General features: G+C 54.9%; 14 protein-coding genes. 8 read left to right on the forward strand and 6 right to left on the reverse strand.

The window, feature by feature from the left end; translation table 11 throughout:
- From rsxG to gstA, 5 genes are all read left to right on the forward strand, one after another.
- The gene (rsxG, locus tag WFO70_RS06855; protein WP_337015330.1) at positions 1-621 is read left to right on the forward strand and encodes an electron transport complex subunit RsxG; all 621 of its coding nucleotides are present in this window, start codon (positions 1-3) and stop codon (positions 619-621) included.
- Between the two features lie 2 nt (positions 622-623).
- Positions 624-1310, forward strand: coding sequence for an electron transport complex subunit E (locus WFO70_RS06860; RefSeq protein ID WP_032617845.1), 687 nt, complete (start codon positions 624-626; stop codon positions 1308-1310).
- Positions 1307-1942, forward strand: coding sequence for an endonuclease III (gene nth, locus WFO70_RS06865; RefSeq protein ID WP_337015332.1), 636 nt, complete (start codon positions 1307-1309; stop codon positions 1940-1942). The genes WFO70_RS06860 and nth overlap by 4 nt, the downstream gene beginning before the upstream one ends.
- Positions 1943-2557: 615 nt before the next feature.
- A complete protein-coding gene (gene dtpA / locus WFO70_RS06870) occupies positions 2558-4066 on the forward strand; it encodes a dipeptide/tripeptide permease DtpA (protein ID WP_337015334.1) in 1509 nt (502 codons plus the stop codon).
- A gap of 108 nt (positions 4067-4174) precedes the next feature.
- The gene (gstA, locus tag WFO70_RS06875; protein WP_142489247.1) at positions 4175-4780 is read left to right on the forward strand and encodes a glutathione transferase GstA; all 606 of its coding nucleotides are present in this window, start codon (positions 4175-4177) and stop codon (positions 4778-4780) included.
- Positions 4781-4855: 75 nt separating this feature from the next.
- Here gstA and pdxY read toward each other — a convergent pair whose 3' ends face one another.
- The 5 genes from pdxY to anmK all read right to left on the reverse strand — a co-directional run bounded on the left by pdxY (position 4856) and on the right by anmK (position 9439).
- On the reverse strand, positions 4856-5716 hold the full coding sequence (pdxY, locus tag WFO70_RS06880) for a pyridoxal kinase PdxY (protein ID WP_337015336.1): 861 nt from the start codon (positions 5714-5716) through the stop codon (positions 4856-4858).
- Between the two features lie 63 nt (positions 5717-5779).
- The gene (gene tyrS, locus WFO70_RS06885) at positions 5780-7054 is read right to left on the reverse strand and encodes a tyrosine--tRNA ligase (protein ID WP_337015338.1); all 1275 of its coding nucleotides are present in this window, start codon (positions 7052-7054) and stop codon (positions 5780-5782) included.
- Positions 7055-7180: 126 nt separating this feature from the next.
- Entirely contained in the window at positions 7181-7837 is a 657-nt protein-coding gene (pdxH, locus tag WFO70_RS06890) for a pyridoxamine 5'-phosphate oxidase (protein ID WP_337015339.1), read from the reverse strand.
- 57 nt (positions 7838-7894) lie between these two features.
- Positions 7895-8218 (reverse strand): C-type lysozyme inhibitor, encoded by a 324-nt coding sequence (gene mliC / locus WFO70_RS06895; protein ID WP_337015340.1) that lies wholly within the window; start codon positions 8216-8218, stop codon positions 7895-7897.
- 96 nt (positions 8219-8314) lie between these two features.
- Positions 8315-9439 (reverse strand): anhydro-N-acetylmuramic acid kinase, encoded by a 1125-nt coding sequence (gene anmK / locus WFO70_RS06900; protein WP_337015342.1) that lies wholly within the window; start codon positions 9437-9439, stop codon positions 8315-8317.
- Positions 9440-9723: 284 nt separating this feature from the next.
- Here anmK and slyB point away from each other — a divergent pair, with 284 nt between their 5' ends.
- Together slyB and WFO70_RS06910 are read left to right on the forward strand one after the other, a co-directional pair.
- On the forward strand, positions 9724-10191 hold the full coding sequence (slyB, locus tag WFO70_RS06905) for an outer membrane lipoprotein SlyB (protein ID WP_337015344.1): 468 nt from the start codon (positions 9724-9726) through the stop codon (positions 10189-10191).
- Between the two features lie 194 nt (positions 10192-10385).
- Positions 10386-11747: a GGDEF domain-containing protein gene (locus WFO70_RS06910; RefSeq protein ID WP_337015345.1), complete on the forward strand. Its 1362-nt coding sequence runs from the start codon at positions 10386-10388 to the stop codon at positions 11745-11747.
- Positions 11748-11783: 36 nt separating this feature from the next.
- Here the strand turns inward: WFO70_RS06910 and slyA are convergent, their stop codons facing one another.
- Complete coding sequence (gene slyA / locus WFO70_RS06915; protein WP_337015347.1) at positions 11784-12224, reverse strand: transcriptional regulator SlyA; 441 nt, start codon at positions 12222-12224, stop codon at positions 11784-11786.
- Positions 12225-12411: 187 nt separating this feature from the next.
- On the opposite strand from slyA, the gene WFO70_RS06920 reads away from it, so the two are divergent.
- A complete protein-coding gene (locus WFO70_RS06920) occupies positions 12412-12648 on the forward strand; it encodes a DUF1656 domain-containing protein (protein WP_333849897.1) in 237 nt (78 codons plus the stop codon).
- The last annotated feature ends 1 nt before the right edge of the window (position 12649 follow it).

A 12649-nucleotide genomic window follows, 5' to 3' on the forward strand; every position in this document is an offset into this window, starting at 1 on the left:
ATGTTAAAAACGATGCAAAAACACGGCGTGACGCTGGCGGTCTTTGCCGCGGTGCTGACCGGCCTGACCGCGCTGGTCAACGGCCTGACCAAATCCACCATCGACGAACAGGCAGCCCGTCAGCAAAAGGCGCTGTTCGACCAGGTGATCCCGGCAACGCTCTACGATAACGATCTGCAAAAAAGCTGTTATCTTGTCGAGGCAGCGCCGTTAGGCAAAGGCACCCGCCGCATCTTTATCGCCCGTAAAGAGGATGCCCCGGTGGGAGCGGTAATGGAAGTTACCGCGCCAGACGGCTATTCTGGTGCCATCCAGCTGCTGGTCGGGACTGATTTCTCCGGCACCGTGCTGGGCACGCGCGTCACCGAGCACCACGAAACGCCCGGCCTCGGGGATAAAATTGAAACCCGCTTAAGCGACTGGATTTTACACTTTGCCGGTAAAACCATTCACGGTAGCGACGATCCGGCCTTCGCGGTGAAGAAAGACGGCGGTGAATTCGATCAGTTTACCGGGGCGACCATCACCCCCCGCGCGGTGGTGAATGCCGTTAAACGGGCGGGTGTCTACGCTCAAACGCTGCCTGCGCAACTTAACAATCTGCCCGCCTGTGAGGAGTGATCATGAGCCAGGTTAAAGAGGTTATCGTCCAGGGTCTGTGGAAAAACAACTCCGCTCTGGTACAGCTGCTGGGGATGTGTCCGCTGCTGGCCGTCACCTCGACCGCCACTAACGCGCTGGGTCTGGGTCTGGCTACCACTCTGGTGCTGACCCTGACCAACCTGTCGATCTCTGCCCTGCGTCGCTGGACGCCGTCAGAAATTCGTATTCCCATCTACGTGATGATCATCGCCTCGGTGGTGAGCGTCGTGCAGATGCTGATCAACGCATACGCCTTTGGCCTCTATCAGTCGCTGGGGATCTTTATCCCGCTGATCGTGACCAACTGTATCGTGGTGGGGCGCGCCGAAGCCTTTGCGGTGAAAAACGATCCGCTGATTTCAGCCCTTGATGGTTTTGCCATCGGTATGGGGGCGACCGGAGCAATGTTCGTGCTGGGCTCAATGCGTGAAATCCTCGGCAACGGCACTCTGTTCGACGGCGCAGACGCGCTGCTGGGCGGCTGGGCGAAATCGCTGCGCATTGAGGTTTTCCACACCGATACGCCGTTCCTGCTGGCGATGCTGCCGCCGGGAGCGTTTATTGGCCTCGGCATGATGCTGGCGGTCAAATACCTGATTGATGAGAAACGTAAGCGCCGCGCTGCTGCCCGCAGCGTAGAGGAAGGGATCCCTGAGAAGGCCTCATGAACAAAGAGAAGCGTTTAACCATTTTGCAGCGCCTGCGGGATAACAACCCGCACCCGACGACCGAGCTGAACTTTACCTCACCGTTTGAACTGCTGATTGCCGTCCTGCTCTCCGCACAGGCCACCGACGTGAGCGTGAATAAAGCCACCGCGAAACTCTACCCGGTTGCCAACACGCCCCAGGCGATGCTGGCGCTGGGCGTCGAGGGTGTGAAATCGTACATCAAGACCATCGGGCTGTTTAACAGCAAAGCCGAGAACGTGATCAAGACCTGCCGTATGCTGCTTGAGCTGCACGGTGGCGAGGTGCCGGAAGATCGCGCCGCGCTGGAAGCCCTGCCCGGCGTCGGGCGGAAAACCGCCAACGTGGTGCTCAATACCGTCTTTGGCTGGCCGACCATCGCCGTGGATACCCATATCTTCCGCGTCTGCAACCGCACCCAATTCGCCCCCGGCATGAACGTCGAGCTGGTGGAAGAGAAGCTGCTGAAGGTGGTGCCAGCAGAGTTTAAGGTCGACTGCCATCACTGGCTGATCCTGCACGGGCGCTACACCTGCATTGCCCGTAAGCCGCGCTGCGGCTCCTGCATTATCGAAGATCTCTGTGAATATAAAGAGAAAACCGACCTCTGAAACCGTCAGCCGACGGTTTTTCCATAATGTGATTTTCTTACAGAAAGCATCTCTTCCTGCTGACAGCCACTTTTACAGCCATTCCGCCTGAGCCAAAGTTTGTCCTTCGTTGAATGTGCGGCTATATAACAATCAAACAGGTTAATTGTTTTTTCGTCAGCGAAATTTTCTATACAAATGTGATGAGGATCACTCTGTTCACATGGTGTTAATTTTATGTGTCGAAAATCCCGATAACGCCTTATTGCATCGAGAAATCGACCCTGATAACCGGAAGATATGACCGGATATATTTCAGAACTTAGCCCATATCACTGCATTATCCCTTTTACAGCAGAACATATCGCCACCTGCGCACTTTTTCGGCTAACGGATAGTGGAAAAAACCAGTTTCAACGCAACGGTAAAATTTAACGCTAAATAACATTTAGGTTTCTGGCGCATTATAGCGTCAGGGTTATATGTAACAGAGTATTACAAACGCCTTGCCAGATGGGTCAGGATAGTGAACATTACCCGCCGTTTCCCCTCCCACTATAACTATAAAGCGGATGGACTACGGTCTTCACGCTATGAACACCCCCGTTAATATGGGATGTAAAAAAAGAGGTATATGTGTCTACTGCAAACAATAAACCAGCTGAGGAAAGCGTAAGTCTTAACGCTTTCAAACAACCGAAATCGTTCTATCTCATTTTCTCCATTGAGCTGTGGGAACGTTTTGGTTACTACGGTCTGCAAGGGATCATGGCGGTTTACCTGGTTAAACAACTGGGTATGTCCGAAGCTGATTCCATCACGCTGTTCTCTTCTTTCAGTGCTCTGGTGTACGGCCTGGTCGCAATTGGCGGCTGGCTGGGTGATAAAGTTCTGGGTACCAAACGTGTGATTCTGCTGGGCGCCATCGTTCTGGCGATCGGTTACGGTCTGGTTGCCTGGTCTGGTCACGATGCTGCTGTGGTGTACATGGGTATGGCGACCATCGCGGTCGGTAACGGCCTGTTCAAGGCGAACCCATCTTCCCTGCTCTCGACCTGCTATAAGAAAGATGACCCGCGTCTGGACGGTGCATTCACCATGTACTACATGTCCATCAACATCGGTTCTTTCTTCTCTATGCTGGCAACGCCGTGGCTGGCCGCGCAGTTCGGCTGGAGCGTGGCGTTTGCCCTGAGCTTCGTCGGGATGCTGATCACCGTGGTGAACTTCCTGTTCTGCCGCAGCTGGGTCAAGGACTACGGTTCCAAGCCTGACTTCGCGCCGGTACAGATGGGCAAACTGCTGGCGACTATCGTTGGCGTGGTGATTCTGGTTGCCGTTGCGACCTGGCTGCTGCACAACCAGGGTATCGCGCGTGCGGTGCTGGGCGTGGTTGCGCTGGGTATTATCTGCATCTTCGCCAAAGAAGCTTTCTCTATGCAGGGTGCTGCCCGTCGTAAGATGATCGTGGCCTTCATCCTGATGGTTGAAGCAATTTGCTTCTTCGTGCTCTACAGCCAGATGCCAACGTCCCTGAACTTCTTCGCGATTCGTAACGTTGAGCACTCTATCCTCGGTATCGCGTTCGAACCTGAGCAGTTCCAGGCCCTGAACCCGTTCTGGATCATGGTGGGTAGCCCGATTCTGGCCGCTATCTACAACAAGATGGGCGACCGCCTGCCAATGCCGCACAAGTTCGCGGTAGGTATGGTGCTGTGCTCCGGTGCCTTCCTGGTACTGCCGCTGGGCGCGAAATTCGCCAGCGACGCCGGTATCGTCTCCGTTAACTGGCTGATCCTGAGCTACGCCCTGCAGTCTATCGGTGAGCTGATGATCTCCGGTCTGGGCCTGGCAATGGTTGCTCAGCTGGTGCCACAGCGTCTGATGGGCTTCATCATGGGTAGCTGGTTCCTGACCACTGCCGGTGCTGCAATCATCGCCGGTAAGATTGCTAACCTGATGGCCGTGCCATCTGACGTTACCGATCCGCTGCAGTCTCTGCATGTCTACGGCGACGTATTCCTGCAGATCGGTATCGCCACCGCGGTTATCGCCGTGCTGATGCTGCTGACCGCACCGAAACTGAATCGCATGACTCAGGACGACGACACGACCGCCAAAGCGAGCAAAACCGCGACCGCGTAATGTCATCGGGAAACGACTGAATTGAAGCCGCTAACTGTGCGTTAGCGGCTTTTTTTTTATCCTGGGCCGCACTACCATAGGGTAAACCTACGTAAACAGGAGTGACCGATGAAACTGTTCTATAAACCAGGCGCCTGCTCTCTTGCCTCCCATATTACCCTGCGCGAGAGCGGTAAAGATTTCACCCTTAACGGTGTGGATCTGATGAAGAAGCGTCTGGAAAACGGCGATGATTTTTTCGCGGTGAATCCTAAAGGCCAGGTCCCGGCGCTACTGCTGGAAGACGGTACTCTGCTGACCGAAGGGGTTGCGATCATGCAATACCTGGCGGATGGCGTTGCGGATCGCCAACTGCTGGCCCCGACCGGCAGCATCGCCCGCTATAAGACCCTCGAATGGATGAACTACATCGCCACCGAGCTGCACAAAGGCTTTACCCCGCTGTTCCGCCCGGATACCCCGGAAGAGTACAAACCGACCGTACGCGCTCTGCTGGAGAAAAAACTGCAGTACGTGAACGAGTCGCTGAAAGACGAGCAGTGGATCTGCGGTCAGCGCTTTACGATTGCCGATGCCTATCTATTTACCGTTCTGCGCTGGGCGCGGGCCGTGAAGCTGAATATGGAAGGGTTGAGCCATATTGACGCGTATATGCAGCGTATGGCGGAGCGTCCTGCCGTGGCGGCAGCGCTGGAAGCGGAAGGGTTGAAGTAAGTCTGTTGCCGGGTGGCGCTGGCGCTTACCCGGCCTACGGTTTTGTAGGCCCGAGCAAGCGCAGCGCCGCCGGTGTTATAGCTGTGTCGCGCTGAAAAGGTGCTCCGGATTCGCAATCCGATCCTGAGCGGCCACCACCTGCAGCTCATACTCCTGCATATCTTTGGTGGCAATCATGATTTCATACACCGCCGCCGTGACGTGCTCGAGTGCATCGCGCACCGTTGCCCCCTGCAGCAGTTTCACCAGCAGCAGACCGCTGGTGACATCCCCCACCCCCACCGGCTGACGGCTGCCGAAATCCACCAGCGGACGACTGATGTGCCAGGCTTCGTCTTTGGTCACCAGCAGCATCTCAAAGCGGTCCGGGCTGATCCCGGCGCGCGCCAGGTGCTTCACCAGCACGATCTCCGGCCCCTGCGCAATCAGTTCCCGGGATGCGGCAATCGCCTCTTCCACACTGTTGACCGGATGTTCGCAGAGGATCTCCAGCTCGATAAGGTTAGGGGCGATAATGTCGCTGGCCGGTAAGGCATGACGGACATGGAATTCCGCGACGCCAGGTGCCACGATGCAGCCCTTCTCCGGGTGACCCATCACCGGATCGCAGAAGTATTTCGCCGCCGGGTTGGCCGCCTTGACCTGACGGACAATCCCCAGAATATGCTCGCCCTGCTCGGCAGACCCCAGATAGCCGCTCAGCACGGCGTCACAGGTTTTAAGTTTGTCGATCTCCGCGATGCCCTGGACAATCTCTGTCAGATGAGCAGGCGGCATCACGCAACCGGTCCACTTGCCGTATTGCGTATGATTGGAAAACTGAACGGTATTTAGCGGCCAGACGTTGGCCCCGAGACGACGCATCGGAAATTCAGCGGCGCTGTTGCCAGCATGCCCAAACACGACGTGGGACTGGATGGCGAGGATATTCTTCATTTTCTTACCACAACCCTGAAAAAATAAAGGGGCATGGTTTCCCATGCCCCTGCGCTTTTATGATTACTTCCAGCAGATCAGACAGTAATTCTTTTTGCCGCGACGCAGTAAGGTGTAGCGGCCAAACAGGCGATCGCTGTCCACGAAGGTATACTCCTCGTTGGACTGTTTTTCGCCGTTAATGGTGATGGCGTTTGAGGCGATAGTTTTACGCGCCTGACCACGGGATGGTTGCAGCTCGGAGTCTACCAGCGCCTGCATCAGGTCAGCCCCTTTCTCCATCTCCACCATCGGCACGCCATCCTGCGCCAGCTGTTCGAAGTCAGCTTCGCTCAGATCGCTCAGGGTACCGTTGAACAGGCTGGCAGTAATACGCTTCGCAGCCGCCAGGCCCTCTTCGCCGTGAACCAGCTTCGTGACCTGCTCCGCCAGCACGTACTGGGCGCGCGGGGCTTTGCCGCTGTTCTTGTCTTCTTCTTCCAGGGCGTTGATCTCTTCCAGATCCATAAAGGTGAAGAACTTCAGGAAGCGATAAACGTCAGCATCCGCGGTGTTGATCCAGAACTGGTAGAACTTGTACGGGCTGGTTTTCTTCGGATCGAGCCATACTGCGCCGCCCTCGGTTTTACCGAACTTGGTGCCGTCGGCTTTGGTGATCAGCGGCACGGTCAGACCAAAGACCTGGTTCTGGTGCAGACGACGGGTCAGATCGATACCGGAGGTGATGTTGCCCCACTGATCGGAGCCGCCAATTTGCAGGGATACGCCGTGCAGATTGTTCAGGCAGGCGAAGTCATAACCCTGCAGCAGGTTATAAGAGAACTCGGTGAACGAGATGCCCTGGTCGTCACGGTTCAGACGCTGCTTCACCGCTTCTTTGTTGATCATCTGATTAACGGAGAAGTGCTTGCCGATATCACGCAGGAAGGTCAGCACGTTCATGCCGCCAAACCAGTCGTAGTTGTTAGCGGCGATCGCTGAGTTTTCACCACAGTCGAAATCGAGGAACGGGGCGACCTGTTTGCGGATCTTATCCACCCACTCCTGCACGGTGTCTGCCGTATTCAGTTTACGCTCGGCGGCTTTGAAGCTCGGATCGCCAATCAGACCCGTTGCGCCACCGACCAGCGCCACAGGCTTATGGCCTGCCAGCTGGAAGCGTTTCAGGCATAACAATGGAACCAGATGCCCCAAATGCAAGCTGTCGGCGGTAGGATCGAAGCCGCAATAGAGCGCGATCGGGCCTTGCGCCAGTCGCTCTGCTAACGCTTCCTCGTCCGTCACCTGGGCTACCAGCCCCCGCTCTTGCAATTGTTTAATCAAGTTACTGCTTGCCATCAAATTCTCCATGTATAAAACGACTGCACCTCTGCCGGTACACGACTTTTCGCCAGACGCGAAAGGTACATAGAATAAAGCGCTGACACCCGTTGTACCAGCGCTTAAGAGAACAAATTTCGGGGATTAGGGTGCGAGACGATCGATTTTCCAGGCACCGTTATCGCGCTGGTATAAAAAGCGGTCGTGCAGACGATGTTCACCGCCCTGCCAGAACTCCATCTGCTGAACGGAGACGCGGAAACCGCCCCAGAAACTCGGCAGAGGGACTTCGCCCTGCTGGAACTTCTGTTTCAGCTCGAGGAATTTGCTCTCCAGCACGCCGCGGGCAGAGATGCGGCTCGACTGTTTCGAGACCCAGGCGCCAATCTGGCTGTCGCGCGGACGGCTGTGGAAATACTTCACCACTTCGAGGGTGGAGAGACGCTCGACGGTGCCAGTGACCATCACCTGGCGCTCCAGCATATGCCAGGGGAAGAGCAGGCTGATGCGCGGGTTGTTTTCGAGGTGGTGCGCCTTGCGGCTGCCGAGGTTGGTGTAGAACACCAGCCCTTTCTCATCGTAATGCTTGAGCAGCACAATGCGCTGGTAAGGTTGACCCTGTTCGTCGACCGTAGCGACGACCATCGCGGTGGGATCGGCCAGGCGGGCATCGCAGGCCTGTTTCAGCCAGTGCTCAAACAGCGCTAGCGGCTCGGCGGGGAGATCCTGGCGACGCAGGCCGCCTTTGGTGTATTCGCGCCGGAGGTGCGCGATGTTCTGCAATTCGTCGTTATCTGACATGGCGTTAGCTGACATTGACAATGGGTGACGCTATTGTGCGCCGCCCCCTGCAAAATCTCAACGCTTCGGATTTTCGATCTGACAATTGTTCAGCACGATGCGATCGCGCTTGTAGACCGTCGCGCTGTCGCCTTTCGACCAGAACACATACACCCCATCGCTGTAACGGGTGCCGGAGGCAGACATCCCCTGCTTGAGCGTCAGCAGCTTGTTGTCGTAGACAAAACTGACTTCCTGACGAGGATTATTGAGCTTCACGGTGAGCGGTTTCTCTTCGCACTGGTACGCCAGGGTGTCGGTTTGCATACGTTCGACAAACTGGTTGTAGACGCTACAGCTCGCCAGCAGGAAGGGGGATAAAGCAAGAAGCAGTTTTTTCATGGGTGTGTTCCGAAGACTTTCCTGGTCCCGGAGGGCGCGAACGCCCTCCCGTTTTTCCGTGTCATTCTACCCATCACGCCTTTAAGCGAAATTCGGTTAACTCTGATTTTGCCGCGGATTGGCTGGAAAAACAGCGCCTAACACGCTGGCTTCACGTGCCCCGGTGACGGAAGGCAGGTTCCCCGGCAGACCCGCCACTGTTCGCCACGCCAGCCAGGCAAAGGCCAGGGCTTCCATATCATCGCCGCTGATCCCGGCCTTATCGGTTGTACTCACCTCCGTACCCGGCAGCAGACCGGCAAGTCGCGCCATCAGCAGCGGGTTACGGCTGCCGCCGCCGCACACCAGCAGACGATCGCAGCCGCCGCTCAGCAACACCTGTTCCGACACCGAGACGGCGGTGAGCTCGGCCAGCGTGGCCTGCACGTCCTGGGCTGCCAGGCCCGGGAAGTTCGCCAGCTGGCGCTCCAGCCAGCCGTAGTTGAAATACTCCCGGCCGGTGCTCTTCGGTGCCGGGGCGGCGAAATAGGGATCGCACAGCATATTCTGCAGCAGCGGGATGATGACCTTACCGCTACACGCCCACTCGGCGTCTTTATCGTAAGGTTTGCCCGCCTGACGCCAGATCCAGGCGTCCATCAACATATTCCCCGGCCCGGTGTCGAAACCGCGTACCGGCTGCCCCGGGATCAATAAGGAGAGATTGGCGATGCCGCCAATATTGAGCACCATGCGGCGCTCCGTCGGGTGGGCAAGCAGCGCGTGGTGGAAGGCCGGGACCAGCGGCGCGCCCTGCCCGCCGAGCGCCATATCCCGACGGCGGAAATCGCCCACCACCGTCACGCCGGTTTTGGCCACAATCTGGTTGTTATCGCCAATCTGCAGGGTATGCGGTGCTTCCCCGCCCGGCTCATGCCAGACCGTCTGGCCATGACAGCCGATCGCCACGACATCCTGAGGGCGCAGATCTTCCTGTTTCATCAGCGCCAGTACCGCGTCACCGAACAGACGGCCCAGTTGGGTATCCAGCTGCCCCAGCTGAGAGAGGGTCAGCTGTTGCCCCTGACAGATATTCAGGATCGCTTGTTTTGTTTCCGGGGGAATGGGCCAGCTCAGGCTTGCCTGCTGTGCCACCATATTCTCGTCGATTGCCGCGAGAACGACATCCACGCCATCCAGACTGGTTCCTGACATTACGCCAATATAGCGACCCGATTTCATCCGTTTTCCTTACTCCGCAGGGTTGATGGCTCACTCCACCATAAACCCGACCTCAATTCCATGACGCGATAATACTTTTTAACAATACCCGGGCGTGGCGGCCATTCCAGGAATTATCCTTAACGGATGTGGGGTGAAGTCAGGGCCTGTTTATGTCTGGTTAAGCCAGAATCAAGTACTATTCTCCTATTGTTTAGGCGAAAATAGGATCTATGGCACCTGATGCCATATAATTTAGCCATAACGGATGCTCACAGAGCGTTTTTGGTGAACAGGAGATTCAAATGATTTTACGTGTACTGGCCGTTTCGCTGGTTGGATTCACACTGGCTGGCTGTGTTAATGATAGCTCCCTCTCCGGGGATGTTTACAGTGCCTCTGAGGCGAAACAGGTACAGCAAGTCACCTACGGCACCATTGTGAACGCGCGCCCGGTGCAGATTCAGGGTGGTGACGAGAACAACGTTATCGGTGCCCTCGGCGGTGCGGTACTGGGTGGTTTCCTCGGTAATACCGTGGGTGGCGGCACGGGTCGTTCGCTGGCGACTGCGGCAGGTGCTGTAGCTGGTGGCGTAGCCGGTCAGGGCGTTCAGGGTTCTATGAACAAATCCCAGGGCGTTGAGTTAGAGATCCGCAAAGATGATGGCAGCACCATCATGGTAGTGCAGAAACAGGGCAACACCCGCTTTGCCGCAGGCCAACGCGTTGTACTGGCCAGCAATGGCAGCCAGGTGACCGTTTCCCCGCGCTAATGACATTATGGGCGTGGTCTGTTGGCCACGTCCATTTACAATAAACAATACTTTGATGAATATATTTACCAAATACATTCACTCTATGAATATTTAATATTCACTTATCTTGTTCCTGCGCAAAGTATTCCCCTCGCGCGCATGAGATTATTCGCAAACCCCCTTTACCTGTTTCTTATTTTCTAACAACACCAATGGTTGCGATGAGTCGTCATATTAAAAATAATTATGTTCAGTTCTTTCTGGGATGCTTTATTGTCATCGGGGTTTTACACGCGTTAACTGTCGGGCTTGAAGAAAAAGTCACCTCCTTTTCACCCCTTTTATTTCCGATGCTGACCATTTTTTTACTGGTCTTTCATCTCTTTATTGCCTGTTTCATGGTGATGAAATACTGGTGTGACAGACAGCGTTTATATCTGCTCGCCTTTGCCTTCGCCTACATCGGCTCTGCGATGCTAATGATGGGGACGCTTTCCAGCTTCCCGGCGTGGCTGGACATGTACCAGTTCAACGTGGTGAACTACAACGACGCGATGATCTTCTTCACGTTCCGTCACCTGCTGATGTCTGTGCTGTTTATCGCCTCGGCCCTGCTGTACTTTATTCGTAACAGACCCCTTTCAAAGACATTTCATCTCTTATTTATAGCCGGGGCGACAATCTTTACTGCTGCGATGGTGTGGCTGGCATGGATATATTCGAGCTATTCACCGTTACTATCATTAGATTTGGTTGATAATGAAACCCGGCAATATATGTTGCTGTGGAAACAAGAAATAAACACTGTTTTAATCCTGTGTTGGGTTGTTTCATTAGCAACACTGATGATTATTACCCGCGTGCGCAATATGTTTTGGGTCGGCGGTAATTTTTTGTGCGTCTGTTATATCGCGACCCTTGCTATGCTTTTTTTGGGCGGTCACGCCGAAGACATTACCTGGTATCGCGCGCGGTTATTTGAAACCGTCGCTACCCTGCTGATTATTTTCGTCCTGCTGTATGACGTATTTAATCTGTACCGTGATTCGCATCTGAAGTATCAACAGTCGTACCAGAATTCGATTCGCGATCCTCTTACCCGTCTCTACAATCGCAGCTATTTTTACGACGCGCTGAACCAGTCGCTTCGCAAGGCAAATGAGATCCACCCGGTCTCGGTTATCGTCAGCGATCTGGATCGTTTTAAGCGGATTAACGATAACTACGGACACCTGCAGGGGGATAAAGTATTACAGTTCGTCGCTCAACTGCTGATGGATTCAGTACGGCCCCAGGATATTGCAGCGCGCATTGGCGGGGAAGAGTTTGTGCTGATGTTAACCCATACCTCTTCCGACGCTGCACGGCAGGTTGCCGAGCGGGTACGGTTAAAACTGAGCGGCTTTGACAGAACCAGCTCCGGGGGGCAACTTCCCGAGCCGATTACCATCAGTATGGGCGTGTTTACCGCCACCTCGTCGAAAACCAGCGCGGAAGAGTGCGTCGAATGCGCCGATAAGGCGATGTACGAGGCAAAAGAGACCGGGCGCAACCGGGTAGTGGTGTTCCGGTAAAGAAAAAGCCTTGCATTCGCAAGGCTTTTTTAACGGTCAGTCACGGGACTGCAACTCGTGGATATTACTTTCCAGCCGGGCGACCAGCGAGATCAGCAGTTCCAGTTCAGCGGGGCTGATCCCGGAGAGAATTTCACCGCGCGTTTTGCTGATTACGGCTTCCATCTCAGTGATAATCGGTGTGGCTTTCTCGGTAAGTTTAATCCGCTTGGCACGACGATCGCTGGCACAGGTCTGACGTGAAATCAGGCCCTTCTCTTCCAGTTGATCGAGCGTTCGTACCAGTGATGGCTGCTCGATGCCAATCGCTTTTGCCAGTTGGATCTGTGACTGGTCGGGCGGCAGCTGATGGATATTATGCAGCGTAACCCAATGCGTCTGTGTCAACTCCAGAGGTTTCAGGCGATGGTCAATCAGAGCACGCCAGATGCGTACTAACCTTGCCAGATCAGAACCTAATGGCGATTCCAATTTCATCTCCTTATAATTAGCTTGCTAAGTTATTATACTGATTTTAGAATAGTGTGCAGCATTTATATTGCCAAAACAAATGCAATACTGGATAAAAACTTGATGGCTCTCTGCTTTACATGGAGTGAAAACGCCGCCAGGCGTTATGCGGCTGCTTTTTTAGTCACTTTTCCCTTTGCAAAGGAACCGGCTCGTGAATTTCACGTTTAATGCCACGGGGTTACCGCTTCAGGATTTGATTGTCGGCGCCTCGGTGTACTTTCCCCCCTTATTCAAGGCGGTAATGCTGGGTTTTATTATCTGGCTTGTCACCCACCGCTTGCTGCGTGACTGGATGTATTCCGGTGAAATCTGGCACCCAATGTTGATGGATCTGTCGCTGTTTGTGTTGGCGGTGTGCCTGAGTCTGACTCTGTTGATTGTGTGGTGAC

The sequence above is a fragment of the Leclercia sp. AS011 genome, assembly GCF_037152535.1.
Taxonomy (GTDB): Bacteria; Pseudomonadota; Gammaproteobacteria; order Enterobacterales; family Enterobacteriaceae; genus Enterobacter.

Bases quoted from the DNA above. Each gene is read 5' to 3' on its own strand.
- slyA (WP_337015347.1), bottom strand. From the start codon at position 12,224: ATGAAATTGGAATCGCCATTAGGTTCTGATCTGGCAAGGTTAGTACGC.
- mliC (WP_337015340.1), bottom strand. From the start codon at position 8,218: ATGAAAAAACTGCTTCTTGCTTTATCCCCCTTCCTGCTGGCGAGCTGT.
- anmK (WP_337015342.1), bottom strand. From the start codon at position 9,439: ATGAAATCGGGTCGCTATATTGGCGTAATGTCAGGAACCAGTCTGGAT.
- slyB (WP_337015344.1), top strand. From the start codon at position 9,724: ATGATTTTACGTGTACTGGCCGTTTCGCTGGTTGGATTCACACTGGCT.
- nth (WP_337015332.1), top strand. From the start codon at position 1,307: ATGAACAAAGAGAAGCGTTTAACCATTTTGCAGCGCCTGCGGGATAAC.
- tyrS (WP_337015338.1), bottom strand. From the start codon at position 7,054: ATGGCAAGCAGTAACTTGATTAAACAATTGCAAGAGCGGGGGCTGGTA.
- WFO70_RS06860 (WP_032617845.1), top strand. From the start codon at position 624: ATGAGCCAGGTTAAAGAGGTTATCGTCCAGGGTCTGTGGAAAAACAAC.
- WFO70_RS06910 (WP_337015345.1), top strand. From the start codon at position 10,386: ATGGTTGCGATGAGTCGTCATATTAAAAATAATTATGTTCAGTTCTTT.
- pdxH (WP_337015339.1), bottom strand. From the start codon at position 7,837: ATGTCAGATAACGACGAATTGCAGAACATCGCGCACCTCCGGCGCGAA.
- rsxG (WP_337015330.1), top strand. From the start codon at position 1: ATGTTAAAAACGATGCAAAAACACGGCGTGACGCTGGCGGTCTTTGCC.
- gstA (WP_142489247.1), top strand. From the start codon at position 4,175: ATGAAACTGTTCTATAAACCAGGCGCCTGCTCTCTTGCCTCCCATATT.
- pdxY (WP_337015336.1), bottom strand. From the start codon at position 5,716: ATGAAGAATATCCTCGCCATCCAGTCCCACGTCGTGTTTGGGCATGCT.